The organism is Achromobacter sp. AONIH1 (genome assembly GCF_002902905.1).
Classification (GTDB): Bacteria; Pseudomonadota; Gammaproteobacteria; order Burkholderiales; family Burkholderiaceae_B; genus Achromobacter.
Genome location: NZ_CP026124.1, coordinates 1,820,122 through 1,845,895, shown reverse-complemented (window position 1 = coordinate 1,845,895; position 25,774 = coordinate 1,820,122). Strand labels below are relative to the sequence as shown.

Here is a 25,774-nt window from a genome sequence, read left to right as displayed (position 1 = left end):
GAACGGATCGCTCAGCGGCTGGCGGGAATGATCTGGCGGCGCCAGGGCCGCAGCATGCTTTCCCGCATGTCGCCGATGCTCATCCAATCCACCGGGATGAGCCTGGCGCGCTGTTCCGGATCCATCATCGGAATGCGGGCGCGGGTCGCCTCGTCGACCTCGGCCCGTGTATTGGTCGGCGCATAGAACATGGTCCTGGCGAAACTCTCCTGCGCCTCGGGGCTGATTGCGTATTGGATGAAGGCAAGCGTGGCGGCCGGTTCAGCCGCATTGGCGATCGCGCCGATCACGTTGATCTGCGAGGCCGAGCCCTCTTTCGGGCTGATGGACCGGAGACGGCCTTCCGTCTGGTCGTAGTAGTACTGGGAACGGGCGTTGTAGCCGATCGACAGCGTGGACGTGCCATTGGCCACCAGCGTGTAGGCGTCGGGCTTGGGCTCCCAGGTCTGCACCGCGGGCGCGAGCTTGACCAGCTTGTCCACGCCGGGCTGGATCGTTTTCTTGTAGTCGCGCTCGCCCGCCATGCGGTTGGCGATGATGGTCAGGAGTATGGCCTGGATGTCGCCGCCGCCTTGAGCGGGAATCGTCACCTTGCCTCGCTGCTTCGGATCCCAGAAGGCGTTCCAGCTGGTGGGCGCTTCGACGAAGGCGTCGCGGTCGTAGATAAGGGTCAGCGTGTCGTATGTCAGCGGAATCGCCGCGGGGCCCAGGTCCTTGCCCAGATCCGCCAGATCGCCATAGGCGGGAATGCGGGCAAGGTCCAGCTCGGCCAGCAGCCCCTCATCGCGGGCGATCTTGGCGACCGACAGGTCGATGATGACGGCATTGGCCTGCGGTGAGCTCTTTTGCGCGCGCAGATTGCCCAGCGCGGCAGCGGCGTTCTGAACCCCGGCATAGACCACCGAGATGTCCGGGTGCGCCTTCATGAACGGCTCGATCACCGCCTTGACGTAGTTCTGCTCGAACGCGCCGCGGTATCCCATGAGGGTGATTTCGGCCGCTTGCGCCGGTGCCCACGGCGCGCCGGCGGCGGACAGGCAGAATACGGCGACGGCCGCGCGAGATGAGCGTTTCATTGTCTCCCCCCTTGTTCGGGTCCGTAGGGACCTCGCTTGGAGACAAAGATAGGACAGGCCCTTCGGGCCGGTCCAACGGGGAATTCTGTACGCCTGTTTGAAAAAACTTTAGGCGCCGGACGCGGGCGTCATCCCGGGCAAGCGGGATGCGGGCCGTGCCGGCCCGCCGCTCAGTTACCCTCGGCAGGCGCGGCAGCCACGCTTTCCAGCATGTAGCCCAGCCCGCGCACCGTGACGATGCGCACGTCGCTGCCCGCCAGCTTCTTGCGCAGCCGGTGCAGCACCACCTCGATGGCGTCCGGGTTCGCTTCGCTGTCGTGGGTGAAAACCTTGCCGAACAGCTGCGACTTGTCCACCGGATAACCGCTGCGGGTCAGCAACGCCGCCAGGGCGGCGTGCTCGCGCGGGGTCAGGAACAGCAGGGAGCCGTCCAGCGTGAAGGCGCGGCTTTCGCTGTCGTAGGACAGCGAACCGCATTGCAGTCGGGGATGCTGGCGACCGCGGCTGCGCCGCACCAGGGCGGTCAGGCGGGCTTCCAGTTCTTCCAGGGCGAAGGGCTTGGTCAGGAAGTCGTCGGCGCCCAGGTTCAGGCCGCGCACGCGGTCCTGCAGCGCGCCCTGGGCGGTCAATAGCAGCACCGGCGTGCGGTCGTCGCGGTTGCGCATTTCGCGCAACACCACCAGGCCGTGCTTGTCCGGCAGACGCAGATCCATGACGATGGCGTCGTACTCGTTGCCGGCCATGAAGGCTTCGGCGCTGCGGGCATCCGCTGCGTGGTCGGGCACGAAGCCGCTCTGGGCGAGCGCGCGCATCAGCCAGGACGCCATGTCCCGTTCGTCTTCAACCAACAATATGCGCATGACCGTCCGTTCCTTCGGGCAAGTTCTCAGCCGCCCGCTGGCCATGCACGCGCTGGCGCAGGTAGCGGGTTTCGTGATGACGCCGGAAGAGTATGGCAGATAGCTCGTTCAACGCCTGGGTATAGACATCGCGCTTGAACTCGATGACGGCGTCCAGCGGCACCCAATACTGGCTCCAGCGCCAGGCGTCGAATTCGGGATGCTGCGTCGCGCGCAGGCATACGTCGCTGTCGCGTCCGATCAGGCGCAGCAGGAACCAAATCTGCTTTTGTCCTTTATAGTGGCCCCGCCACTCACGCCGGACGAAATGATCTGGCACGTTATAACGTAACCAGTCTCGTGTACGCCCCAAAATACGGACATGCTCGGGCTTCAAGCCCACCTCTTCATGGAGCTCGCGATACATGGCCTGCACCGGGCTTTCGCCGTACTTGATGCCACCCTGAGGGAACTGCCAGGCATGTTCCCTGATCCGCTTGCCCCAAAAGACCTCGTTCCTGCCATTGACGAGAATGATGCCGACATTGGGGCGGTAGCCTTCGCGATCAAGCATGGGCCACCCCCACCGAATTCAATACAATTACAGTCGATTATACGTATCTGCAGCCACCTTTAACCATGCGCGCATCTACCTACCATCTCAATACCCTCAAAGAAGCCCCCTCCGAAGCCGAAGTCGCCAGCCATCAGCTGATGACGCGGGCCGGCATGATCCGCAAGCTAGCCGGAGGCATCTACACCTACATGCCCCTGGGGCTGAAGGTCATCCGCAAGATCGAGGCCATCGTCCGTGACGAAATGAACGCCGCCGGCGCCCTGGAGCTGCTGATGCCGGTGGTCCAGCCGGCCGAACTCTGGCAGGAATCGGGCCGCTGGGAGCAGTACGGCGCCGAACTGCTGCGCATCAAGGACCGTCACCAGCGCGATTTCGTGCTGCAGCCCACGTCCGAGGAAGTCATCACCGACATCGCGCGCAACGAGATCCACAGCTACCGCCAGCTGCCGGTCAACTTCTATCACATCCAGACCAAGTTCCGGGACGAGCGCCGCCCCCGCTTTGGCCTGATGCGCGGCCGCGAATTCACCATGAAGGACGCCTACTCCTTCGACCGCGACGAAGCCGGCGCCCAGCGCAGCTACGACACGATGTACGCCGCCTACATGCGCATCTTCAGCCGCCTGGGCCTGGAGTTCCGCGCCGTCGCGGCCGATACCGGCTCCATCGGCGGCACCCGCAGCCATGAATTCCAGGTCATCGCCGAAACCGGCGAGGACCTGCTGGTCTACAACAGCGACTCCGAATACGCCGCCAACATCGAGCTGGCCGAGGCGCCCAACCTGTACCCGGTGCGCGGCGAGGCCCGCCAGCCCATGGCCGAAGTGGCCACCCCCGGCGCCGCCAAGTGCGAGGACGTGGCCAAGCTGCTCGGCATCCCGCTGGAACAGACCGTCAAATCCATCGTCCTGGCCACCGAAGGCGACAAGGGCCAGGTCCAGATCTGGCTGCTGATGCTGCGCGGCGACCACGAGCTGAACGAGATCAAGGCCGGCAAGCTGCCCGGCCTGGCGGGCTTCCGCTTCGCCACCGAAAGCGAGATCGTCGAGCATTTCGGCTGCAAGCCCGGCTATCTGGGCCCGGTCGGCACCGCCAGGCCGGTCCGCGTCGTGGCCGACCGCACGGTCGCCCACATGGCGGATTTCGTCTGCGGCGCCAACAAGGAAGACTTCCACATCCAGGGCGTGAACTGGGGCCGCGACCTGCCCGAGCCCGAGCAGGTCGCCGACCTGCGCAACGTGGTCGCCGGCGACCCCTCGCCGGACGGCAAGGGCACGCTTTCCATCATGCGCGGCATCGAAGTCGGACACGTCTTCTATCTGGGCAAGAAGTACTCCGAGGCCCTCAAGGCCACGTTCCTGGACGAGACCGGCAAGCCCGCCACGCTGGAAATGGGCTGCTACGGCATCGGCGTGACCCGCATCGTGGGCGCCGCCATCGAGCAGAACCACGACGCCCGCGGCATCATCTGGCCGCGCGCCATCGCCCCCTTCGAAGTGGTGATCTGCCCGGTCGGCTGGGGTAAAAGTGAAACGGTGCGTGACACCGCACAGAAGCTCTACGAATCGCTGCTGGCGCGCGGCGTGGACGTCATCCTGGACGACCGCGACGCCCGTCCCGGCGTCATGTTCGCCGAGTGGGAACTGATCGGCGCGCCGCTGCGCGTAACAGTTGGAGAACGCGGTCTGAACGACGGTGTGGTGGAATTGCAGGCCCGTCGGGAAACCGAAGCGGTCAAGATTCCGGTACAGTCCGCGCTTGAGCAAGTGCTGGCAAAGCTGGACACGCTCTAACCCTATAGTTACTACGGACTTTTCGCGTCCCGAATACGCAACGCCCCTATCCGCATCGTGACCGATCCGAAGTCCCCAGAATCCCTCTTCCAGGTCCGCGTCTACTACGAAGACACGGACGCTGGAGGAGTGGTTTTCTACGCCAACTACTTGAAATTCCTCGAACGCGCCCGCACCGAGTGGCTGCGCGATCTGGGAATCAACCAGTCCGGCCTGGCTGTCTCGGAGCAGCGGCTGTTCGTCGTCAAGGCGCTGGACATGGCCTACCGCAAGCCGGCCCGGCTGGATGACTTGCTTACCATACGCAGCCGAGTCACACGACTGGGCCGCGCTTCGATACACTTCGCGCAGCGCGCGGAACGCGACGGGGAACTGCTTGCCGAAGGCAACATCCAAGTCTGCTGTGTCGATGCCGTTCAAATGCGGCCGGCGGAACTGCCGGCCGACCTACGCGCCAAACTGGGATCAATTCAGGAATAACCATGCAAGCCACCAACGACATGTCGTTGCTTTCGCTGATTTCGCACGCCAGCGTGCCGGTCCAGCTGATCATGCTGATGCTCCTGGGCATCTCGATCATGTCCTGGACCTACATCTTCGCCAAGCGCCTGGCCATCAAGCGCGCCGACTCCCAAACTCGCCGCTTCGAGGATGACTTCTGGTCCGGCGGCGACCTGTCCATGCTGCAGCAGGCCGTGGCCTCGCGCCGCGACGAGCAAGGCGCCCTGGCCCGCATCTTCGACGCCGGCATGACCGAATTCCTGAAAGCCCGCCGCGGCGGCGGTTCCGGCGGCGACGCCACCGCCCTGCTGGACGGCCCGCGCCGCGCCATGCGCGCCGCCTACCAGCGCGAAATGGACTCGCTGGAATCGCACCTGAACTTCCTGGCCTCGGCCGGCTCGGTGTCGCCGTACATCGGCCTGCTCGGCACGGTCTGGGGCATCATGCACGCCTTCATCGGCCTGTCGAACATGCAGCAGGCCACGCTGGCCTCGGTCGCCCCCGGCATCGCCGAGGCGCTGATCGCCACCGCCATCGGCCTGTTCGCGGCCATCCCAGCCGTGGTCGCCTATAACCGCTTCACCAATGACATCGACCGTCTGTCGATCCGCTTCGACAGCTTCGTCGACGAGTTCCTGAACATTCTGCAACGGCAGGTGCGCTAATGCCCTCGGTAAGCTCGCGCGGCAGGTCCGGCCGCCGCATGAAGGCCGACATCAACGTGGTGCCCTACATCGACGTGATGCTGGTGCTGCTGGTCATCTTCATGGTGACCGCGCCCCTGATCACGCCGGGCCTGATCCAGCTGCCGTCGGTCGGCGCCGCCTCCGACGTGCCGGTCAAGCCGCTGGAAGTGCAGATCTCCGAAGACGGCAAGATCGCGCTGCGCATGCGCGAGCCCGGCGCGACGATGCAGGACATCGCCCGGCCCGAGCTGGTGGCGCAGGTGCGTTCGCGCATCACCGCGGAAACCCCGGTGGTCATCGCCGCCGATGGCAAGGTGCCCTACGAGACGGTCGTGAAGGTCATGGACGAGCTGCGCACCAACGGCATCACCCGCCTGGGCCTGCTGGTGGACCAGTCCGCCGGCGGCAACCAGCCCGCTCCCGCGAAGAAACGCTAACGCGACGCTCTCCCGCCGGCTCGCCGGCATGCAACGCCCATGACGCCACCCATCATTCGACACCGCAGCGGCCCCCCGGCCACGCCGCCCAACACTGACAACCGGAAAGCCCTGCTTCTGGCCTTGTTGGTGCACGCGCTGCTGCTGGCCGTGTTGATCTTCAACCTGAACTGGCGCACGGAAACGCCCGGCCCGGTGGAAGTGCAGCTCTGGGCGAACGGCAATTCGCCCGTTTCGCCGCCGCCCACGCCCGAACCGCCCAAACCCCAGCCTCAGCCCAAGCCGCAACCGGAACCCGAGCCGCAGAAGCAGCCGGATCCTCCCCCGCCTCCGCCCGAACCCAAGGTCCAGCCGCCCAAGTCGGAAGTCGACCCTGAGATCGCGCTGCAGCAAGCCAAGAAGAAGCGTGAGGAAGAGGAAAAGGCGCGCGAAGCCGCCGAGGCCGCCAAGGAGAAGGCGCGCCTGGAGGAAGAGCGCAAGCAGGCCGAGCTGAAGGAAAAGAAGCGCCTGGAGCAGGAACGCCAGGCCGCTGACAAGGCTGCCGCCGAGAAGGCCGCTGCGGAAAAGGCCGCGGCCGAAAAGGTCGCCGCCGAGAAGAAGGCCAAGGAAGACGCCGCCAAGAAGGCCGCCGCCGAAAAGGCTGCTGCCGAGAAGGCGGCCGCCGAAAAGGCCGCGGCTGAAAAGGTCGCCGCCGAGAAGGCCGCCGCCGAGAAGAAGGCCAAGGAAGAGGCCGCCAAAAAGGCGGCCGCCGACAAGGCCCTCAAGGACGCTTTCCGCAACGACGCGCTCGGCGCGGCCGGCATCCCGGGCGGCACCGCCGACCGCAACCAGACCGGCGGATCCGGCGGCCGCGACGCGGGCTATGGCGCCAAGGTCCGTGCCTGCGTGCAGCCGGGCGTGGCTTATCCGACGCCTCCCCGCAGCGGCGCGGAGAACCCCACGGCCGAATACCAAGTAAAGTTGAATACTTCTGACGGCAAGGTCACCGCAGTTACGATTACCCGCTCTTCGGGCATCCCGGCGTTCGACCGCGCGATCGAAGCCGGCATACGCCGCTGCAACCCCTTCCCGAAACCTTCGAATGGCCGCTACGAACCGAGTATCTACGGTGAGTACAGCATGTACTAATAGACAGGAGATTGCTGATCATGACTCCCGCCCATAGCCGAAGCGCCCCCCTCCTTGCGTTCTGGCGAACGTACGGACTGGCGCTGCTGCTGGCGTTCGCCAGCCTGCTGGCCGCCCGGCCGGCCCACGCGCAACTGCGCGTCGACATTTCCGGCACCGGCGCCACCCAATACCCGGTGGCCATCGCCGATTTCGCCGTGGACGATGCCCACGGTCGCGCCCTGGCCGAGGTGATCCGCGCCGACCTGACCCGCACGGGCCAGTTCCGCCTGATCAGCGCCGCCGGCGCCGGCCTGAACGTCGATTCGGCCATCTCGCACGACGACTGGCGCTCGAAGGGCGCCGACTTCCTGGCCTATGGCAGCATCGTGCGCGGCGCCGACGGGCGCTACGACGTGCGCTACCGCCTGGCCGACACGGTCAAGAAGGGTCAGCTGGACGGCGTGGCGTTCTCGGGCACCGAACAGGAACTGCGCCGCGTCGCCCACCAGATCGCCGACCGCATCTACGAAAAGATCACCGGCGTGCGCGGCGTGTTCTCCACCCGCATCGCCTACGTGCTCAAGCAGGGTCCGACCTACGAACTGCAGGTCGCCGACGCCGACGGCCAGAATCCCCAGGTCGCGCTGCGCTCGCGCGAGCCGATCATCTCGCCCTCCTGGTCGCCCGATGGTTCGAAGCTGGCCTATGTGAGCTTCGAATCCGGCAAGCCGGTCGTGTATGTGCACACCCTGGCCACCAGCGCCCGCGTGCCCGTGGCCAACTTCAAGGGCAACAACAGCGCCCCGGGCTGGTCGCCCGACGGCACCCAGCTGGCCGTGGCGCTGACGCGCGACGGGTTGTCGCAAATTTACATCGTCAGCGCGGCCGGCGGCTCGAATATGCGCCGAGTTACGCGTTCTCCCGGGATTGACACCGAGCCGAGCTTTACGCCAGACGGCCGTTCCATTATCTTTACCAGTGACCGCAGCGGCGGGCCGCAAATCTATCAGACCGGCCTGGACGGTGGCGATGCTCGCCGCCTCACGTTTAATGGTGGTTACAACATCTCACCCCGAATTTCCCCCGATGGATCGACGTTGCTGTACGTTGCAAGACGCGACGGCGCGTTTCGAATCGCCTCGTTGAACCTGTCCTCAGGCTCCGAATCCTTGCTGACTGATGGTCGTGACGATCAGTCTCCGAGCTTCGCGCCGAATGGCATGCAAGTCCTCTACGCCGCCGTGCAGAACGGCCGTAGCGTGCTTGCGGGTGTGTCGAGCGATGGCCGCGTACGGCAGACGCTTTCGGTACTGAATGGGGAAATACGTGAACCGACTTGGGGCCCATTTACCCGATAACACGTGTGACTCTCTTTGCAAAGGAACTATCATGAAGTCGCGCATTGCCAAAAGCCTAACCATCGCCGCTCTGGCCGCCACCCTGGCAGCTTGCAGCTCCGTCCCTCTCGACGATAAAGCGGGTCAGGGCGGAGGCGCTGGCCAAGGACAGGCCTCTGGCCAGATCCTTGATCCCTTCAACCCCCAAAGCATCCTGGCGCAACAGCGCTCGGTATACTTTGACTTCGACAGCTACTCGGTGTCGGACCAGTACCGCAGCCTGGTGGAAACCCATGCCCGTTACCTGGCCTCGCACCAGCAGCAACGCATCAAGATCGAAGGCAACACCGACGAGCGCGGCGGCGCCGAATACAACCTGGCCCTGGGCCAGCGCCGTGCCGACGCGGTTCGTCGCATGATGACCCTGCTGGGCGTCAGCGACAACCAGATCGAAACCATCAGCTTCGGCAAGGAAAAGCCGAAGGCGAGTGGCACGTCGGAAGCTGACTTCGCGGAAAACCGCCGCGCCGATATCGTTTATCAGCGCTAAGCTTTTCGTATAGTCGATTGCCCCACGACGCGTCGGGACGGTCAGCCGGCCGTCCCGGCGTTTCTTTTTTCACCCGGGAATTTTCATGCGCAATAACGTTCTGTCCCTGCGTCCCCTGATTGCCTCCGCCGGTCTGGCGCTGGCCGCCCTGGCCGCTCCCGTCCAAGCTTTCGCCGACGACGAGGCCCGCCGGGCCATCCTAGACTTGCGCCAACAGGTGCAACAGCAGAACGAACAGAACCAGCGCGCCCGGCTGCAACTGGCCGACCAGATCCAGGCCTTGCAGCAGGAGGTCGCCCAATTGCGCGACCAGCTCGAACTCGTATCCCGCCAGCAGCCCGGCGCCAAGGGCGGCGGCGCGGCCGGCAGCGCCAACCCGCCTGGCGCGAATGCCGGCGATCCGCAGGAACAGGCCGCCTATGACGGCGCGATCGACCTGTTCCGCAAGGGCCAGTACAAGGAAGCCTCGGAATCCTTCGCCGCCTTCACCGCGCTCTATCCGGCCAGCCAGCTCGCTCCGAGCGCCCAGTTCTACCTGGGCAGCAGCCGCTACGCGTTGAAGGACTTCAAGGGTGCGATCGAGCAGCTCACCAGCATGGTCCAGAAGGCCCCTGACAACGCGCGCGCTCCCGATGCGCTGCTCGTCATCGCCGGTAGCCAGATCGAACTGAACAACCGCGCCGGCGCCAAGACGACGCTGCAACGCATCGTCCGCGACTATCCCAGCGCGCCCGCCGCCGGCACGGCCAAGAGCCGTCTCCAACTGCTGCAGTAATGGCGGCAGCCGCGTCCGCGGTCACCGCCTATCGGCACATCCTGCGCCGCCGGGCAGGGCTCATCGCCCTGCTGCTGGCGGCGATTTTCATCGCACTGCTGGCTGACTTCACGACGGGGCCGTCCGCCCTGTCCTGGAGCGAATTGTGGCGCGCGCTGAGCGCGCCCGCCGCGGCCGATCCCAGCACCCGCGTCATCGTCTGGGACATCCGTCTGCCGCAGGCCCTGATGGCCGCGCTGGTTGGCGCCGCGCTCGGCCTGGCCGGCGCCGAGATGCAGACCATCCTCAACAACCCGCTGGCCAGCCCGTTCACGCTGGGCGTGTCTTCGGCGGCCGCCTTCGGCGCCTCGCTGGCCATCGTGCTCAACCTCGGCCTGCCCGGCGTGCCCGCGGGCTGGCTGATCGCCGGCAACGCCTTCCTGTTCGCCGCGCTGGCCGCCCTGGCGCTGGACGCGGCGGCGCGCTGGGCGGGCATGAACACCCAGGGCGTGGTGCTGTTCGGCATCGCCATGGTGTTCAGTTTCAACGCGCTGGTGTCGCTGGTGCAATTCGTCGCCAGCGCCGAGGCGCTGCAAAACCTCGTGTTCTGGACCATGGGCAGCCTGTCGCGCTCCAGCTGGGCGTCGGCCGGCGCACTGGCCGCGGCCGTGGCATTGGCCCTGCCGCTGGCCTTGCGTCAGTCCTGGAAGCTGACGGCGCTGCGGCTGGGCGAAGAGCGCGCCGCCAGCTTTGGCGTCGACGTGCGGCGCGTGCGCGTGGCGGCGCTGGCGCGCGTCAGCCTGCTGTCGGCGCTGTCCGTGGCCTTCGTCGGCACCATCGGCTTCATCGGCCTGGTGGCGCCCCATATCGCCCGCCGGCTGTTCGGCGAGGATCACCGCTATTACCTGCCCGGCAGCGCACTGACCGGCGCCACCATCCTGTCGCTCGCGTCGCTGGCGTCCAAGAACCTGATGCCCGGCGTGATCATCCCGGTCGGCATCGTGACCTCGCTGGTCGGCATCCCCTTCTTCGTATCGGTGGTCATGCGCCGCCGCCTGCCATGAACCCGGCTTCCCCCCTTGCGCCCGCGATGCTCGAGGTGGACGAGCTGAAGGCCGGCTATGGCCGGCAGGACGTGCTGCACGGGCTGAGCCTGCCCCCGCTGGCCGCCGGCGAACTCACCGCGCTGCTGGGACCGAACGGCAGCGGCAAGTCCACGTTGCTCAAGACGCTGGCGGGCCTCGTCCGCGTGCGCGCCGGGACGGCGCGGCTGGATGGCCGCGACCTTGCGACGGCCGATCAGGCCGAACGCGCGCGCCACGTCGTCTACCTGCCGCAAGGTCTGCCCGCCGAAGTCCATCTGCGGGTGTTCGAATCCGTGCTGGTGGCCGCCCGCGCCGGCGACGGACTGGCGCCCTCTGCCAGCCCCGCCGAGATCGAGACGTTGCTGGAACGCCTGGGCATCGCCCCCCTGGCCCTGCATTATCTGGACGCGCTCTCGGGCGGGCAGAAGCAGCTGGTCGGCCTGGCCCAGGCCTTGATCCGCCGTCCGCGCGTGCTGCTGCTGGACGAGCCGCTGTCGGCGCTGGACCTGAACTACCAGTTCCACGTCATGCAATTGCTGCGCCAGGAGACGCGGCGGCACGGGTTGATCAGCGTCATCGTGCTGCACGATCTGAACGCGGCCCTGCAGCATGCCGACCGGGCGGTGCTGATCCACCAGGGCCGGCTGGCGGGGGCCGGCGCGCCCGCGGATGTGATCACGCCGCAGGCGCTGGCCGCCGTCTATGGCGTGCAGGGACGCGTGGAAAGTTGTAGCCGGGGCCTGCGCCAGGTGCTGATCGACGGGCTGCTGGCGCATCCGCGCTGACAGCCCGGCCGCGCGGCGGCCAGCGGGGTCAGGCGCGCTGCGCCACGTCCGCGACCGGCGCGCCGGTCATGTCGGCCAGTTGTTGCGGCGTCAGGTTGAACACCGCATGCGGATGCCCGGCGGCGGCCCACAGGCTGTCGTACTGGAACAGATCCTGGTCCAGCAGCATCACCGGCTTGACCGCGTGGCCGATCGGGCAGACGCCGCCGATGGCGTAGCCCGTCATGTCGCGCACGAACTTGGCGTCGGCCTTGGCCAGCGCGCCCACCTGCGCGGACACCTTGGCCTCGTCCACCCGGTTGGTGCCGCTGGCGATCACCAGCACAGGCGCGTTGTCGGCAGCGCGGCGGAAGATGATCGACTTGGCGATCTGCGCCACCTCGCAGCCCAGGCCCGCCGCCGCTTCCGCCGAGGTCTTGCCGGTCTGAGGCAGGACCACCACGGGCTTGTCGTGGCCCAGCTCCAGCAGAAGGCGGGCAACACGTTGGGCGGATTCGGGCAAGGCGGCAAGAGACTCCGGGGACATCGGGACAGCTCCGATCAAATGAGTGTTCGCAAAAACCCGCCGGACGGCGGGCGATCCGTAATTAGCATATCAGCAGTTCACGGAGCCGCCGTTCCGGCCTCGGCGCCTCAAAGGGCGCGGCGCGTCGGGCTAGAATGCGACCCTGGCCCTCCCAACCCTGCACCAATGCGTTCCGAACCCGTCCTGCCCCAGCAGACCGCCATCATCGGCGGCTATGCCATGTCCTACACCGAATATGGCAGCGGCGACCCGCTAGTGCTGGTGCATGGTTCGCTGTCGGACAGCCGCTACTGGAAATCGCAGATGGGCCCGCTGGGCCGCAGCCGCCGCGTGCTGGCCGTCTGCCTGCGCCGGTACTGGCCAGAGGCCTGGAACGGCGAAGGCGGCGGCTTCTCTGTCGCGCAACACGCCGAGGACGTGCTGGAGTTCATCGACCAGGTGGCCGGCGGACGCGCCGACCTCGTCGGCCATTCGCGCGGCGGCCGCGTCGCGCTGGAAGTCGCCCTGCGGCGGCCCGACGCCCTGCGCAGCCTGACGCTGGCCGATCCCGGCCTGCCCCTGCCCGGCGAAGATGATCTGCGCGGCAGCTTCCGCCAGGAGGCGCTCACGCTGATCCGGCAGGGCGACGTGGACACCGGCCTGGCGCTGTTCGTGGACACGGTGACCGGCCCCAACACCTGGCAGCGCATGGTGCCCTGGTTCAAGGAAATGGTGCGCGACAACGTCGGCACCCTGTTCGGACAGGTCGACGAGAAACCGCCCGTCCTGACCGCCGCACAGATCGGTGGCCTGGCCTTGCCCACCCTGCTGATCGGTGGCGCCCTCAGCCCGCAGCCCTACCCCGCCGTGCTGGATGCGCTGTCGCGCTGGCTGCCGCAAGCGCGGCGCATCGACATCGCCGGCTCTTCGCATGGCATGAACCTGGGCAATCCACGCGCGTTCAACGGTGCGATCGACGATTTCCTGAACGGACTGGGCTGAAGCGGCCCGACGCCGCCCCACGCTGGGAACTCATGCGTCACGGCTCGACCGAGGGCGTGTGCTTGAGCCGCCGCAGCACGAACGTGGAACGGCTGTGCCGCACACCCTTGAGCTTGTACAGACGCTTGCGCAGGAATTCCTCGTAACCCTCGGTGCCGGCGACGGCGACCTTGATCAGATAGTCGTATTCGCCCGTGACCAGGAAAGCCTCGACCACCTCCGGCAGGCGCGTGATCTCGTCGCCAAAGCGCGCCAGCGTGTCGTCGTCGTGATGTTCCAGCGTCACCTCGATCATGACGGTATCCGGCAGGCCCAGCGCCTTCTGGTTCAGCAGCGCCGCATAGCCCTCGATCACGCCCGCCTCTTCCAGCGCCCTGACGCGGTTCCAGCAAGGCGTGGGCGACAGCCCCACCTGCTCGGCCAGTTTCAGGTTGGTCAGCCGGCCGTCGGCGCGCAACGCGCGCAGGATCTTGCGGTCGGTTTCATCGATTTTGGGTGGCGTGGACACGCCGGCGCTCCTACTAGGGAGAATATCTCTTCAAAATTGAATTCTAGAGGATATTAATTTTCCACATACGTCAGATCAGGCGTGAATGCAGAAACCTATTTTGCGGATCTGCCGATAGACTCTCCATCAAGACAGGCACCACCCCGCCCGTCCGATCCGGCGCCCGAGCGGCGGCACAACCCCGCCCGGACACCGGCGATTCATCGCAGCAAGCCGCGCGCCGACCCGCGCGGCCGGACATCATGCCTCACACCGCAGCACCCGCAGCACGCCCCGGCCTGGGCCTTGCCGGCACGGCCATGCTTTTCAGCGCCCCCGCGCTTTTCGCCTCCAACATGGTGGCGGCCCGATGGGCCCACGACGCCGCCCTTCCCCCCGTTTTCCTGGCCTTCGGCCGCTGGCTGATCGCGCTGCTGATCCTGCTGCCGATCGCCGCGCCCGCGCTGTACCGGCATCGCCAGGCGCTGCGCCGCGGCCTGCCCTCGCTGCTGCCCCTGGCGGTGCTGGGCATGGGCGTGGCAGTGGCGCCGCAATACATCGGCGCGCAGCACACCAGCGCCACGAATATCGCGCTGATCTTCTCGTGCAGCCCCATCCTGGTATCGCTGCTGGAAGCGCTGATCTGGCGCAAGCCCCTGCCGGCCACGCGCGTGGCCGGCCTGTTGCTGGCGCTGGGCGGCGTGTTGACGGTGCTGTCGCGCGGCGACGCCGATGTGCTGGCGCGACTGGCCTTCGGCCAGGGCGATCTGTGGGTGCTGCTGGCCGCCACCGGCTGGGCCTTCTACACGGTGCTGCAAAAGCGCCTGCCCCAGCCCGCGGTGCCTGCCAGCGCCAAGCTGGCCGTGATGATGGCCGCAGGCGCGCTGGCGCTGGCGCCCTTCGCCGCCGTTGAAACGCTGACTGGCGCCGCGCCGGCCTGGAGCGACCCTCGCCTGGCGGCCGCGCTGCTGTTCCTGGCCATCGTGCCCAGCCTTGGCGCGTATTACGTGTACGGCCGGCTGATCAGCCAGGCCGGTCCGGCCACGGCGGGGCTGTCGATGTTCCTGGTGCCAGTCTACGCGGCGCTGCTGGCCTGGCCGCTGCTGGGCGAAGCGCCGCAGCTGTTCCATGCCTACGGCTTCGTGATGATCCTGCTGGGCGTGCGGCTGGCATCGCTGCGCGGGCGCGGCCGGACGGCAACCGCCGCCGCCCCGGCCTGATCCGCCCGCGACGCGATCAGCGGCCGCCGCCCTTGGCCGCGATGACTTCCTGCATCACCTGGCGCGGCGCCTCGGCGTAGTGCTTGAACTCCATGGTGTAGGTCGCCCGTCCCTGCGTCAACGAACGCAGGGACGTGGAGTAGCCGAACATCTCGGCCAGCGGCACCTCGGCCCGCACCAGCTTGCCGCCGCCACCCGCGATGTCCTCCATGCCCTGCACCATGCCCCGGCGCGAGGACAGGTCGCCCATGACGTTGCCGGTGAAGTCCTCCGGCGTTTCCACCTCGACCTGCATCATCGGCTCCAGCAGCACCGGATCGGCGCGCCGCATGCCTTCCTTGAACGCCATGGACGCAGCCATGCGGAAGGCGTTTTCGTTCGAATCCACATCGTGGTACGAACCGAAGAAAAGCGTCGCCTTCACGTCCACCACCGGGTAGCCCGCCAGCACGCCGGCGTTGAGCGATTCGCGGATGCCCTTGTCCACGGCTGGGATGAACTCGCGCGGCACCACGCCGCCCTTGATCGCGTCGACGAACTCGTAGCCCTTGCCAGGCTCCTGCGGCTCCAGCTTCAGCACCACATGGCCATACTGGCCACGACCGCCCGACTGCTTGACGAACTTGCCTTCGACCTCATCGCAGGTCTTGCGGATGGTCTCGCGGTAGGCCACCTGCGGCTTGCCCACGGTCGCCTCCACGCCGAACTCGCGCTTCATCCGGTCCACCAGGATCTCCAGGTGCAGCTCGCCCATGCCGGAGATGATCGTCTGCCCCGACTCTTCATCGGTGCGCACGCGGAACGACGGATCCTCCTGCGCCAGCCGGCCCAGCGCGATGCCCATCTTTTCCTGGTCGGCCTTGGTCTTGGGCTCCACCGCCTGCGAGATCACGGGTTCGGGGAACACCATGCGTTCCAGGATGATGACGTGCGCCGGGTCGCTGAGCGTATCGCCGGTGGTGACGTCCTTCACCCCCACCGCCGCCGCGATGTCACCGGCATAGACTTCGGTGATCTCGCGCCGCTCGTTGGCGTGCATCTGCAGGATGCGGCCCAGCCGCTCCTTCTTTTCCTTGCCGGGGATGTAGACGGAATCGCCCGACTTCACCACGCCGGAATACGCGCGGAAGAACACCAGCTGGCCGACGAAGGGGTCGGTCATGATCTTGAAGGCCAGGGCCGAGAACGGTTCCTTGTCGGTCGGATGGCGTTCGATCTCGCGGTCGCGCTCGTCGTGGCCCTTGATCGCCGGCACGTCCACCGGCGACGGCAGGTAGTCGATCACCGCGTCCAGCATGGCCTGCACGCCCTTGTTCTTGAAGGCGCTGCCGCACAGCATCGGCACGATCTCGTTGGCCACGGTGCGGGCGCGCAGGCCCTGCTTGATTTCCTCTTCGCTCAGCGCCTCGCCGGACAGGTATTTCTCGAGTAGCGTCTCATTGGCCTCGGCCGCCTTCTCGACCATCTTCTCGCGCCAGGCTTCGGCCTCGGCCTGCATGTTCGCCGGAATGTCCCGATACTCGAAGCGCACGCCCTGGCTGGCATCATCCCAGATGATGGCCTTCATCTTGACCAGATCGATCACGCCCTCGAAATGATCCTCGGCGCCCACCGGCAGCTGGATCGGCACGGCGTCGCCTTTCAGGCGCTCGACGATCTGGCGCTGCACGCGCAGGAAGTCCGCGCCCACGCGGTCCATCTTGTTGACGAAGGCCAGGCGCGGCACCTTGTACTTGTTGGCCTGGCGCCAGACCGTCTCGGACTGCGGTTGCACGCCGCCGACGGAGTCGTACACCATGACGGCGCCGTCCAGCACGCGCATGGAGCGTTCGACCTCGATGGTGAAATCCACGTGCCCCGGCGTGTCGATGATGTTGATGCGGTGCTCGGGATAGTTGCCGGCCATGCCCTTCCAGAACGCGGTGGTGGCGGCCGAGGTGATGGTGATGCCGCGTTCCTGTTCCTGTTCCATCCAGTCCATCACGGCGGCGCCGTCGTGCACCTCGCCGATCTTGTGAGTGATGCCTGTGTAGAAGAGGATGCGCTCGGTGGTGGTCGTCTTGCCCGCGTCGATATGGGCGCTGATGCCGATATTGCGGTAAAGCTCGATGCGCGTCTTGCGAGTCATGGCCTCTTCCCTTGCTGTGTGCAGATGGGCGAAGACGGCAAGCCCGACCGGGCGTTGCCGCGGCGGGCGCGAGGCCGCGGCCAGATGCGTTGCGTACCGCGCGCCCGCACTTGCATCGCCAATATTACGCGCGGCGCGTCAGGCTGCAAGAGGGAAAGCAAAGGGAGCGCTGCACGGGGTGGACGAAACGCGCGGCCAAGCAAAAGCCCCTCCAGGAGGAGGGGCTTGATGCCCGCAGGGGCGGCGCACTGACGGACGGCTGAAGCCGCCCGCGCGCTTACTTCTTGTCTTCCTTGACGCGGTACACCAGCACGGCGGTGCTGGCCAGCGACAGCACCTTGGCCGTGACGCTGCCCAGCAGCAGACGCGACAGGCCGCTGCGGCCATGGCTGCCGATGAAGATCAGGTCGCAGCCCTGGTCTGCGGCGGCCTGGACGATGCCGTCTGCCACGTTGAAGTTGGACACGGCGCGCGACTCGGACTTCACGCCGGCGGTGTCGGCGCGATCGGTGATCTGCTTCAGGTACTTATCGGCCTGCTCGGCCGAGGCCTTTTCGTAGTCTTCGTCGGTGATGGCATAGGCGGCCGCCATGCCGTCAAAGCCGATGGTGGCCGCGAAGGGCTGGGTCACGTACAGGGCAACGACTTCGGCGCCCACGGAGCGCGCGAACGAAATACCCGCATTGGCGGCCTGCGCGGACAGCGGCGAACCGTCGGTGGGAATCAGGATCTTCTTGAACATCTTGCCTGCTCCTGGTTTGAGGACAGTCTCCATGCTACCGGAAAAACCCGCCAGATTCGCATCAAGCGAACCTGGCGCCCTTGACGCCGATCAAGCCAGTTGCTGGGCGGCGGCGAAAAGATTGGTGCACCGGGTGCCCGTGCGGCAGTAGGCCAGCACCGGACCGGGCAAGGTGCGCAGCAGCTCGGCGAAGCGCTGCACATCGGCGATCGTCATGGCGCTGCCAACGACCGGCTGGTATTCGATCCGCAGGCCGGCGGCCTGGGCGGCCTTGGACACGTCCGCGGCGGTCGGCTGGTCGGGACCGCCCTCGAAATCCGGACGGTTGATGATGACGCTCTTGTAGCCGGCGGCGGCCACATCGGCCATGTCGTCGGGGCCCAGTTGCGGCGCGACGGCGAAGTTCTCGGTAAGGGGCTTGATCGGTGCGGACATGGCGGTTCCTTCAGGTGGAGTGCTGCCCATTATTATTGCAGGAGAGGCCGGGCATGAAGAGCTTTTCCAGTTTCGCCCAGATGTCATTGTGATCCACCATCGTGACGGAAAAACGCACCATGGAGGACGGCGCCTGCGACGGCGAGAACAGCGTGCCCGGCGCCAGCAGCAGGCCCTGGTCGGCCGCCTCGCGCGCCAGCACCTCGCTGTCGCGTCCGCAGTCTGCCCACACGAACATGCCGGCATGCGGTTCGCGCGGCACGGTCAGGCCCAGCGCCGTCAGCCCTTGCACGCAGCGCCGGCGGGCCTCGTCGACCCGGGCGCGAACGCGCTCGGCGTGACGGCGGTACTGGCCCTCCATCAGCACGCGGTGAATGACCCGCTCGCCCAGCTCCGGCGATGTCAGTCCTGCCAGCATCTTCAGGTCCGCCAGCTTCTGCAGGATGTCGGGGTGCGCCGCCACGTAGCCCACCCGCAGGCTGGCGGCCAGCATCTTGGAATAGCCGCTCACCAGGATCACGCGCCGCAGCCGGTCCAGCACGGCCAGCTTCATGGCGCCGCCCGGATGCAGATCGCCGTAGGTGTCGTCCTCGACCACCAGGAAATCATGGCGCTCGGCGATGCGCAGGATGTCGTAGGCGATGCCGGCCGACAGCGTATGGCCCGTGGGATTGTGGACCGCGCTGTTGATGATGAAGAGCTTGGGCTTGTGCTCGGCGGCCAGCCGATCCAGCAGCGCCGTGTCCGGACCGTCCGGCCCGCGCGGCACGCCGATCAGCCGGGTGCCAAACGCCGCCAGCCGGCCGAAAATCAGGAACCAGGCGGGATCCTCGACCAGCACCGTATCGCCGGGCTTGACCAGGTGCCGCGCGATCAGGTCCAGCGCGTGCGTGACGCCATTGGTGGTCAGCAGATTGCGCTCGGGATGGGCGGGCACGCCCTCGCCCTGCAGCGATGCGGCGATCTGCTGGCGCAGCGGCAGAAAACCCTGCGGGTGGCCGTAGGACACGAGCTGGCCGCGCACCGACCGGCCCACCGCGCGCACGGCGCCCGCCACCATTTCGGGATCCAGCCAGTCCGGCGGCAACAGGCCGGCGCCGCCCGGCATGCCGTGGACGGAGGTTTCGCGGAACATGCTGCGCAGCAGCCAGGCCACGTCCACCCTGGCCGGCGCGGCCAGGGTATGGGCAGGCGCGGGCGCGACGGCGGCCAGGGGGCCGCTGCGGGCGCGCACGAAAAAACCCGCTCCGCGCCGCGACTGCACCAGCCCGCGAGCGACCAACCGGTCGTATGCTTCCACCACGGTGAAACGACTGACGCCGGATTGCTCGGCCATCTTGCGGATGGACGGCAGGCGGGTGCCGGGGCGCAGGCCCTGTTCGTCGATGCGGCGGGCCAGGCCCTCGGCCAACTGCGCCACCAGCGTGGCGTCGGCCTGGCGCACGGGCTGCCAGGGCAGGGTTGAAGACGTGGCGGGAGCGACTGTCATGGGAATATCACCAGGCCAGTTGATAAAGTGAGTTGCCAAAGTGTACCGGTACTGTACCGATAACTATGCGTAGAGTGACAGCAATGCCGCCGACCCGCAAGTGCGCGCCCGGCGGCCCGCCCCAACACGCAGACAGTTCCGTAAGCGGATGCCGGGCACCCATAAGGACCGCAACATGAGTTTGATCCCCGCCAGCTGGGCCGACGTGCCCCTCACCTCCCTGTCGCTGCTCGGCCCGCTGGCCCTGTTCGCGCTGGTCAGTTCGATCACGCCCGGACCGAACAACGTGATGCTGGCCACGTCCGGGCTGAATTTCGGCTTCCGCCGCACCATTCCGCACCTGCTCGGCGTGAGCATCGGCTTCACGCTGATGGTGTTCCTGGTCGGTGTCGGCCTGGGCTCGGTGTTCCAGCAGGTCCCTGCGCTGTACACCGTGCTGAAGTACGCCGGCGCGGCCTATCTGCTGTACCTGGCCTGGAAGATCGCCAATGCCGGCGAGATGAAGGACGGCGTCAGCCGCGCAAGGCCCATGACCTTCCTGCAGGCCGCCGCTTTCCAGTGGGTCAATCCCAAGGCCTGGGTCATGGCGGTGGGCATTATCGCGACCTACACGCCGCAGGCCAGCTTCTTCGCCAATCTGGTCATCGCCACCGTGGTCTGCGGACTGGTCAACCTGCCCAGCGTCGGCGTCTGGGTCACCTTCGGCACCGCGTTGCGCCGCGTCTTGCACAAGCCCGCCGCGATCCGCGCCTTCAACGTCGGCATGGCGCTGCTGCTGGTGGCCTCGCTGTATCCGGTGGCGCTGGACCTGCTGCGCTGAAACCGGTCAATGGGCCAGCAGGCCGGCCACCACGGCCGGCGTGACCAGCACGTTGAACAGGCCAGCCATCACCATCACCAGGCCCGCGACCGCGCCCTCCTCGGCCGCCAGCTCGCGGGCCTTCGCGGTTCCCGCGCCGTGCGCGCCCATGCCGAACAAGGCGCCACGCGCCAGCGAGGAACGCAGCGGCAGCCAGCCGCGTACCAGTTGCCCGATCGCCGCGCCGGCCACGCCGGTCACGATCACGAACACGGCAGTCAGATCCGGCACCCCGCCCACATGCGATGACACCGTCATCGCGAACGGCGTGGCGACGGAGCGCGGCAGCAGGCTCAGTCGCAGGTCCGCCGGCAGGTCCAGCATGCTGCCCAGCAGCCAGGCGCTGACGCCGGCGATTAGGCTGCCCACGGCCACCCCCGCGGTCAGCACTGGCCAGTAGCGGCGGATCAACGCGCGCTGCTGGTACAGCGGCAGGGCGAAGGCCACGATCACCGGACCGAGCATGGCGGTGAGCCAATGCGATCCCGCCATGTATTCCCGATATCCCGTATGCAGCGCCAAGGCCAGTGCCAGCAGCAGCGCCGGCGCCAGCACCAGCGCCGACGTCCACCAGCGCGCATGGCGCCGGTACGACAGGCGCGCGCAGACATAGGCCAGCACCGTCGCCGCCGGCCAGAACACCAGATGGAATTCAGGACGCATGACGGTTCATCCAGCGGTGGCACAGCTCGATGGTGATCGCCGTGCCCGCCATGACCAGGGCGGTGCCCAACACGATCACCAGCAACAGCTTCAGGCCCAGCAGGCCGATGAATTCGCGGTGATCCAGCAGCGACATCACCGCCGGCACGAAGAACAGCAGCATCTCGCCCAGCAGCAGGCTGGCGCCGCGCTGCAGGTTGCTGGCGCGTAGCAGACGCGACGCCAGCAAGGCCAGCACCAGGCCCAGGCCGATGACGCCGCCGGGCAACGGCAGACCGGACCAGCCTGCCAGCGCCTGACCGAGCAGGGAAAACAGAATCAAGAGCCCGATTTGCAGCAGACGGCTGCGGCGCAGGGCGATGCGCGCGTATAGAAGGCGACGGGACAAGAACATATGAGGATTCCTACGGCCCTTCTGTTTTACGCCTGCGGGGAGCATAGATAAAATGAATTCGATGAATCCTTCGAATTCCAATCAGGAATAAGCATGGAATTGCGCCCCTTGCGCGCGCTGGTCGAGGTCGTCCGCCAGGGCGGCTTTTCCCAGGCCGCCAAGACCATTCACGCCACGCAACCCACGGTCAGCAAGGCGATCAAGCAGCTGGAAGACGAGCTTGGCATGCCCTTGCTGGACCGCCAGGTCTACCCGCCCCGGCTGACCGAGGCCGGCGAAATCGTCTATCGACGCGCCTTGTCGATGTTGGCGGAACGCGACGATCTGCGCGCCGAGCTAGATGCGCTGCGCGGCCTGCAGCGCGGCGTGCTGCGCCTGGGCCTGCCCCGGCTGGGCAGCAGCTCGCTGTTCGCGCCCTTGTTCGCGCGCTTTCGCAGCCGTTATCCGCGCATCGAAATCAGCCTGGTGGAACACGGCAGCCGGCGGCTTGAAGAGATGGTGATGGCGGGCGAGATCGAGCTGGCCGCCACGCTGCGTCCGGTGCCCGACAACTTCGACTGGCAGCCGGTGGCGCGCGAACCGCTGATCGCGCTTATGCCGGCGGATCATCCGCGCGCCGGCGCGGCCGCAGTCGGCCTCGTCGAACTGCGCGACACGCCCTTCATTCTGTTCGAGACGGGTTTCGCGTTGAACCGCATCATCCAGGATGCCTGCCAGCGCGCGGGCTTCACGCCCACCGTCGCGGCGCGCAGCGGGCAGACCGACTTCATCGTCGCCCTGGTCGCCGCCGGCCTGGGCGTGGCCTTCCTGCCGCGCATCAAGGCCGACGAGGAAACCCACGCCGGCGTCAGCCGCGTGCCGTTGCGCGATCCCGGCACCGATTGGGAAATGGTGCAGGTCTGGCGGCGCGGCGGCTATCTTTCACACGCGGCGCAAGCCTGGCTGACGCTGACGCGCGATCCACGTCCAACCACGACATAGGCAAGTACATTTGGACACCAGGCGCGCGCCGAGCCCGCGCGCGCCCGGGGTATGCTCTAGCCGCCCTTCCGGCGCCCTGGGGGAAGCACCCGTCGCGCCCAACCGTCGTACCGAACATGCCCGCCCAGTCCCGTTCCGCCCTCCGCCGCCTGATCGGCGCCGCCGTGCTTGCCGCCGCCAGCGTCGTCGGCTGCACCCAGCTCGACGCCTGGCAACGGCAGAGAATCTTCGCGCCCGAACCCCAGCCCCAGACCTGGTGGCGCGAGCCCGCCGCCGGCACCGAAGTCTTCGACCTGGATGTCGGCGGCGGCGAACGCGTGCGCGCCTGGTACTGGCAAAGTCCGCTCGCCGACGCGCCCACGGTGCTGTATCTGCATGGCGCGCGATGGAATCTGAATGGCGCCGCCTTCCGAATCGAAGGCTGGACCCGCATGGGCTATTCGGTGCTGGCGATCGACTATCGCGGCTTCGGCGCGTCCACGCCGCGCCTGCCGTCCGAGGCCACCGCGCAGCAGGACGCCGTCGCCGGCCTGCGGGAGCTGGCCCGGCGCCAGCCCGACCCGTCGCGCCGCTTCATCTACGGCCACAGCCTGGGCGGCGCCATCGCCATCGACCTCGCGTCCCGCCCCAACCAGCCGCCGTTCGCCGGTCTGATCGTCGAGTCCAGCTTCACCAGCATCGGCGCGATGCTGGCCACGATGAAATGGGGCAAGCTGCCCGGCGCCGGCCTGCTGATCACGCAGCCCTTCGATTCGATCGAGAAGGTGGCGCTGATGCGCACGCCCATGCTGTTCATGCATGGCACCGCCGACCGCGTGGTGCCGCACACCATGAGCGATCAACTGTACGAGGCGGCCCACAACGTCACGCCCGGCTTGAAGCGGCTGGTCAAGATCGAAGGCGCCTCGCACTCCGGCGCGTTCCGCAGCGGCGCGCAATACGAAACGGCGGTGGGCGCCTTCATGCGCGACGCCTCGCGGGCCTACGGTCGCAAGCAAGGCTAGAGGCGCAAGACGACTGCGCACACCCCGCCAGCAGCGCGCGGACGCCGGATACGCCGCCGGGAAACCTGGTTGCTCCGGTTTATCGGGGCGTGACCGCGGCTGCCTCGCAGGCGCCGCCGCGACGGCGTTCCAGCCAGCGGATCACCCGTGAACGGGACTTGTCGTAGGCCAGGTTGTAGAAAAACGCGTAGGGCAGATAGAACAGCACCAGCGCGATATCCAGCACGAAAGCCTGCCACAGGCTGATGTTCAACCACCACGCGGCCAGCGGAATCACGATCAGGATCAGGCCCAGCTCGAAGCCGAAGGCATGAATGACGCGCAGCCGCAGGTTGCGCGTCAGGCCATAACGGTTTTCCAGGCGGTCGAAACCGGCGTTGTAGATCATGTTCCAGACCAGCGCGATCCAGGCGATCACAGCGGTCAGCACACCCATTTCGAACAGCGATTTGCCCATGGCCCATGCGGCGACGGGCGCGCACAGGCCGATGGCCAGGATTTCGAACAGGAAAGCGTGCAGGAAGCGTTCTTTGAGGGTTTTCTTGGCTTGCGTCATGGACCCACCTGAGGTCGTTCATTTCATCAACGGGGCAGATTGTCCACGACTATTCCGGTACAATAAAGATAGTTTCCATCGGAAAAACCGATAACACCGCGATCTCCCATCATGCGCCACTCCCTGGAATCCCTGGCGGCCTTTGCCCTGGTCGCCGCCGAAGGCTCGTTCTCCGCCGCCGCCCGCAAGCTGGGCAAGAGCCAGTCCACCATCAGCGAAACCATCGCCAATCTGGAGGTGGACCTGAATGTGTCCCTGTTCGACCGCCGCCAGCGGCAGCCGTCGCTGACCGAAGCCGGCCAGGCCCTGCTGGCGCAGGCGCAGCAGGTGCTGGCGGCCAATGACCGGCTCAACCGCTGCGCCAGCCAGTTGTCCGAGGGACAGGAGCCCCGCCTGACCGTGGTGCTGTCCGACACCTTCCAGTCCGAAACCTTCGCCGCCATGCTGCGCCAGATCGACCTGCGCTATCCCACGCTGCGGTTCGAATGCCTGATCGCGGAGTACGAAGACGTGGTGGCCCTGGTGCAGCAGGGCCGCGCGCACCTGGGCCTGATGGCCGCACAGGACAGCTATCCGCCGGATGTGGGCTATTCGGCGCTGAAGGAAAAGTCGGAGCTGGTGCTGTGCGTGGGCCGTGGCCACCCGCTGGCCGCCCTGCCACACGTGACCAGCGAGCAGCTGCGCGCGGAACGCGAATTGCGGCTCAGCACCTACGAACTGGACAACAAGGACGATTGCCCGGCGCAATCGACCTGGTCGGCGCCGGGTTATCTGATGCTGTGCGAAATGGCCAGCCAGGGGTATGGCTGGACCGAGCTGCCGCGCTGGATGGTGCAGCGCTACGGCGCCGATCAGCTGGTGGAACTGCCCGTGCCGGGCTGGCCTCGGCACACCCGGGTGGACGCCGTCTGGTCCATGCGGCGCGCGCTGGGTTCCGCCGGCGCCTGGCTGTTGCAGAGCCTGATCGAGGCGTGACGCGCGGGATCAGTGCCGGGCAGCGTCCAGGCGCGCGATGCGCACGCCGTTGGTGCGCAGCCATTCGCCCATCTTCGGGCAGGCCAGCACTTCGTACTCCGCGCGGCGCTGGCGCGACATGGCGCAATCGCCGCTGCTGTCCTTGGCGGGGTGGCACATCAGCAGGTCGCCGTCGCAGGCATTGACAAGCCAGTTCTGCAGCAGGTCCGCGTAATGCCGCTTGCCGCCCTCGAATCCATAGACGCCCAGCATGCGCCGGTTGGTGCGCAGGCCATCCCTGGCGGCGTCCCGTCCCAGCGCGGCCGCGCCCAGCGCGCCGATCACATGGGCCTTGAACGTTTCCTTGAGTGGAATGCCGCTGAGCATGCCCGGCGCGGTCTGCCGAAGCCAGGGCATGCGCCCGCCGTAGCGGCGCTTGAGCAGCGCCAGCAGACGCTGACGAACGACCGGCAACTGATGCACGTGCTGGTGGCCGTCGACATAGTCGGGCATGCGCCCGAACGCGGCCTCGAAGGCGTCGAACTGGCGCTCAAGCTGCGCATCGACCCAGGCGGCGTCCAGTCGTCCGGCATAGGCGCGCATGATCAGGCGGGACAGGGACGGCATGGCCTGCGCGCCGTCCGACAGCGCTTCGGTCAGATTCAGGTGCAGCCCGAGATCGATATCGAGCTTGGCCAGCCGCGCGGCGTTCGCCAGGAACGTCGGCCCCAGCGTCAGGCAGCTGACCGCGCTCATGCGCCCAAGCGCGGCCAACGAAATCATGGCTTCATCGATGTCGGCGTTCATGCCAAAATCATCGCCGCA

Annotated in this window: 29 protein-coding genes; 16 read left to right on the top strand and 13 right to left on the bottom strand. The window is 67.1% G+C overall.

Features of this window, described 5'->3' with window-relative positions; translation table 11 throughout:
- Nucleotides 1-11: 11 nt before the first annotated feature.
- The 3 genes from C2U31_RS08530 to C2U31_RS08520 form a co-directional block, all read right to left on the bottom strand.
- Nucleotides 12-1,076, bottom strand: a complete 1,065-nt coding sequence (locus C2U31_RS08530; RefSeq protein WP_103272457.1) for an extracellular solute-binding protein — start codon at nt 1,074-1,076, stop codon at nt 12-14.
- Nucleotides 1,077-1,246: 170 nt separating this feature from the next.
- On the bottom strand, nt 1,247-1,936 hold the full coding sequence (locus C2U31_RS08525; protein WP_103272456.1) for a response regulator: 690 nt from the start codon (nt 1,934-1,936) through the stop codon (nt 1,247-1,249).
- The gene (locus C2U31_RS08520; RefSeq protein ID WP_103272455.1) at nt 1,917-2,489 is read right to left on the bottom strand and encodes an RNA pyrophosphohydrolase; all 573 of its coding nucleotides are present in this window, start codon (nt 2,487-2,489) and stop codon (nt 1,917-1,919) included. Before C2U31_RS08520 ends, C2U31_RS08525 begins: the two co-directional genes overlap by 20 nt.
- 65 nt (nt 2,490-2,554) lie before the next feature.
- Between C2U31_RS08520 and C2U31_RS08515 the strand changes: the two genes are divergently transcribed.
- The 10 genes from C2U31_RS08515 to C2U31_RS08470 all read left to right on the top strand — a co-directional run bounded on the left by C2U31_RS08515 (nt 2,555) and on the right by C2U31_RS08470 (nt 11,530).
- Nucleotides 2,555-4,285 carry a proline--tRNA ligase gene (locus tag C2U31_RS08515; protein WP_103272454.1) on the top strand — a complete coding sequence of 577 codons (1,731 nt, stop codon included), beginning with the start codon at nt 2,555-2,557 and terminating at the stop codon, nt 4,283-4,285.
- 57 nt (nt 4,286-4,342) lie between these two features.
- Nucleotides 4,343-4,765, top strand: a complete 423-nt coding sequence (ybgC, locus tag C2U31_RS08510; protein ID WP_103272453.1) for a tol-pal system-associated acyl-CoA thioesterase — start codon at nt 4,343-4,345, stop codon at nt 4,763-4,765.
- A 2-nt stretch (nt 4,766-4,767) separates the two neighbouring features.
- On the top strand, nt 4,768-5,451 hold the full coding sequence (tolQ, locus tag C2U31_RS08505; protein WP_103272452.1) for a protein TolQ: 684 nt from the start codon (nt 4,768-4,770) through the stop codon (nt 5,449-5,451).
- Nucleotides 5,451-5,909: an ExbD/TolR family protein gene (locus C2U31_RS08500; RefSeq protein WP_006388741.1), complete on the top strand. Its 459-nt coding sequence runs from the start codon at nt 5,451-5,453 to the stop codon at nt 5,907-5,909. The genes tolQ and C2U31_RS08500 overlap by 1 nt, the downstream gene beginning before the upstream one ends.
- 39 nt (nt 5,910-5,948) lie before the next feature.
- The gene (gene tolA, locus C2U31_RS08495) at nt 5,949-7,037 is read left to right on the top strand and encodes a cell envelope integrity protein TolA (RefSeq protein WP_103272451.1); all 1,089 of its coding nucleotides are present in this window, start codon (nt 5,949-5,951) and stop codon (nt 7,035-7,037) included.
- A 20-nt stretch (nt 7,038-7,057) separates the two neighbouring features.
- On the top strand, nt 7,058-8,377 hold the full coding sequence (gene tolB, locus C2U31_RS08490; protein ID WP_103276312.1) for a Tol-Pal system beta propeller repeat protein TolB: 1,320 nt from the start codon (nt 7,058-7,060) through the stop codon (nt 8,375-8,377).
- Nucleotides 8,378-8,408: 31 nt separating this feature from the next.
- Nucleotides 8,409-8,906: a peptidoglycan-associated lipoprotein Pal gene (pal, locus tag C2U31_RS08485; protein ID WP_103272450.1), complete on the top strand. Its 498-nt coding sequence runs from the start codon at nt 8,409-8,411 to the stop codon at nt 8,904-8,906.
- A gap of 85 nt (nt 8,907-8,991) precedes the next feature.
- Nucleotides 8,992-9,681, top strand: coding sequence for a tol-pal system protein YbgF (gene ybgF / locus C2U31_RS08480; RefSeq protein WP_103272449.1), 690 nt, complete (start codon nt 8,992-8,994; stop codon nt 9,679-9,681).
- Nucleotides 9,681-10,724, top strand: a complete 1,044-nt coding sequence (locus C2U31_RS08475; RefSeq protein ID WP_103272448.1) for an iron ABC transporter permease — start codon at nt 9,681-9,683, stop codon at nt 10,722-10,724. Before ybgF ends, C2U31_RS08475 begins: the two co-directional genes overlap by 1 nt.
- Complete coding sequence (locus C2U31_RS08470) at nt 10,721-11,530, top strand: ABC transporter ATP-binding protein (protein ID WP_233772700.1); 810 nt, start codon at nt 10,721-10,723, stop codon at nt 11,528-11,530. Before C2U31_RS08475 ends, C2U31_RS08470 begins: the two co-directional genes overlap by 4 nt.
- A 28-nt stretch (nt 11,531-11,558) precedes the next feature.
- Here C2U31_RS08470 and C2U31_RS08465 read toward each other — a convergent pair whose 3' ends face one another.
- Nucleotides 11,559-12,056 (bottom strand): YbaK/EbsC family protein, encoded by a 498-nt coding sequence (locus C2U31_RS08465; RefSeq protein WP_103272446.1) that lies wholly within the window; start codon nt 12,054-12,056, stop codon nt 11,559-11,561.
- 165 nt (nt 12,057-12,221) lie between these two features.
- On the opposite strand from C2U31_RS08465, the gene C2U31_RS08460 reads away from it, so the two are divergent.
- A complete protein-coding gene (locus C2U31_RS08460) occupies nt 12,222-13,037 on the top strand; it encodes an alpha/beta fold hydrolase (protein WP_103272445.1) in 816 nt (271 codons plus the stop codon).
- A 37-nt stretch (nt 13,038-13,074) separates the two neighbouring features.
- On the opposite strand, the gene C2U31_RS08455 is transcribed toward C2U31_RS08460, so the two are convergent.
- Complete coding sequence (locus tag C2U31_RS08455) at nt 13,075-13,545, bottom strand: Lrp/AsnC family transcriptional regulator (protein ID WP_103272444.1); 471 nt, start codon at nt 13,543-13,545, stop codon at nt 13,075-13,077.
- Nucleotides 13,546-13,844: 299 nt separating this feature from the next.
- Between C2U31_RS08455 and C2U31_RS08450 the strand changes: the two genes are divergently transcribed.
- Nucleotides 13,845-14,744 carry a DMT family transporter gene (locus C2U31_RS08450; RefSeq protein ID WP_103272443.1) on the top strand — a complete coding sequence of 300 codons (900 nt, stop codon included), beginning with the start codon at nt 13,845-13,847 and terminating at the stop codon, nt 14,742-14,744.
- A gap of 16 nt (nt 14,745-14,760) precedes the next feature.
- Here C2U31_RS08450 and fusA read toward each other — a convergent pair whose 3' ends face one another.
- The 4 genes from fusA to C2U31_RS08430 all read right to left on the bottom strand — a co-directional run bounded on the left by fusA (nt 14,761) and on the right by C2U31_RS08430 (nt 19,493).
- The gene (gene fusA / locus C2U31_RS08445; RefSeq protein ID WP_103272442.1) at nt 14,761-16,872 is read right to left on the bottom strand and encodes an elongation factor G; all 2,112 of its coding nucleotides are present in this window, start codon (nt 16,870-16,872) and stop codon (nt 14,761-14,763) included.
- 277 nt (nt 16,873-17,149) lie between these two features.
- Complete coding sequence (locus C2U31_RS08440; protein ID WP_103272441.1) at nt 17,150-17,614, bottom strand: universal stress protein; 465 nt, start codon at nt 17,612-17,614, stop codon at nt 17,150-17,152.
- Nucleotides 17,615-17,704: 90 nt separating this feature from the next.
- Nucleotides 17,705-18,049 (bottom strand): TIGR01244 family sulfur transferase, encoded by a 345-nt coding sequence (locus tag C2U31_RS08435; protein WP_103272440.1) that lies wholly within the window; start codon nt 18,047-18,049, stop codon nt 17,705-17,707.
- Nucleotides 18,050-18,059: 10 nt separating this feature from the next.
- Nucleotides 18,060-19,493 (bottom strand): PLP-dependent aminotransferase family protein, encoded by a 1,434-nt coding sequence (locus tag C2U31_RS08430; protein WP_103272439.1) that lies wholly within the window; start codon nt 19,491-19,493, stop codon nt 18,060-18,062.
- Between the two features lie 220 nt (nt 19,494-19,713).
- Here C2U31_RS08430 and C2U31_RS08425 point away from each other — a divergent pair, with 220 nt between their 5' ends.
- Nucleotides 19,714-20,358, top strand: coding sequence for a LysE family translocator (locus tag C2U31_RS08425; RefSeq protein WP_103276311.1), 645 nt, complete (start codon nt 19,714-19,716; stop codon nt 20,356-20,358).
- Nucleotides 20,359-20,364: 6 nt separating this feature from the next.
- Here C2U31_RS08425 and C2U31_RS08420 read toward each other — a convergent pair whose 3' ends face one another.
- Both C2U31_RS08420 and C2U31_RS08415 read right to left on the bottom strand, forming a co-directional pair.
- Nucleotides 20,365-21,060, bottom strand: a complete 696-nt coding sequence (locus C2U31_RS08420) for an LrgB family protein (protein ID WP_103272438.1) — start codon at nt 21,058-21,060, stop codon at nt 20,365-20,367.
- Nucleotides 21,050-21,454 carry a CidA/LrgA family protein gene (locus C2U31_RS08415; RefSeq protein WP_103272437.1) on the bottom strand — a complete coding sequence of 135 codons (405 nt, stop codon included), beginning with the start codon at nt 21,452-21,454 and terminating at the stop codon, nt 21,050-21,052. The genes C2U31_RS08420 and C2U31_RS08415 overlap by 11 nt, the downstream gene beginning before the upstream one ends.
- Before the next feature lie 93 nt (nt 21,455-21,547).
- On the opposite strand from C2U31_RS08415, the gene C2U31_RS08410 reads away from it, so the two are divergent.
- Complete coding sequence (locus C2U31_RS08410; RefSeq protein WP_103272436.1) at nt 21,548-22,435, top strand: LysR family transcriptional regulator; 888 nt, start codon at nt 21,548-21,550, stop codon at nt 22,433-22,435.
- A gap of 116 nt (nt 22,436-22,551) precedes the next feature.
- Nucleotides 22,552-23,439, top strand: coding sequence for an alpha/beta hydrolase (locus tag C2U31_RS08405; protein ID WP_103272435.1), 888 nt, complete (start codon nt 22,552-22,554; stop codon nt 23,437-23,439).
- A gap of 79 nt (nt 23,440-23,518) precedes the next feature.
- On the opposite strand, the gene C2U31_RS08400 is transcribed toward C2U31_RS08405, so the two are convergent.
- On the bottom strand, nt 23,519-23,995 hold the full coding sequence (locus tag C2U31_RS08400; RefSeq protein ID WP_103272434.1) for a multidrug/biocide efflux PACE transporter: 477 nt from the start codon (nt 23,993-23,995) through the stop codon (nt 23,519-23,521).
- A gap of 111 nt (nt 23,996-24,106) precedes the next feature.
- Here C2U31_RS08400 and C2U31_RS08395 point away from each other — a divergent pair, with 111 nt between their 5' ends.
- On the top strand, nt 24,107-24,970 hold the full coding sequence (locus C2U31_RS08395) for a LysR family transcriptional regulator (RefSeq protein WP_103272433.1): 864 nt from the start codon (nt 24,107-24,109) through the stop codon (nt 24,968-24,970).
- A 9-nt stretch (nt 24,971-24,979) separates the two neighbouring features.
- Here C2U31_RS08395 and C2U31_RS08390 read toward each other — a convergent pair whose 3' ends face one another.
- On the bottom strand, nt 24,980-25,756 hold the full coding sequence (locus tag C2U31_RS08390; RefSeq protein WP_369869753.1) for a ChbG/HpnK family deacetylase: 777 nt from the start codon (nt 25,754-25,756) through the stop codon (nt 24,980-24,982).
- Nucleotides 25,757-25,774: the final 18 nt, after the last annotated feature.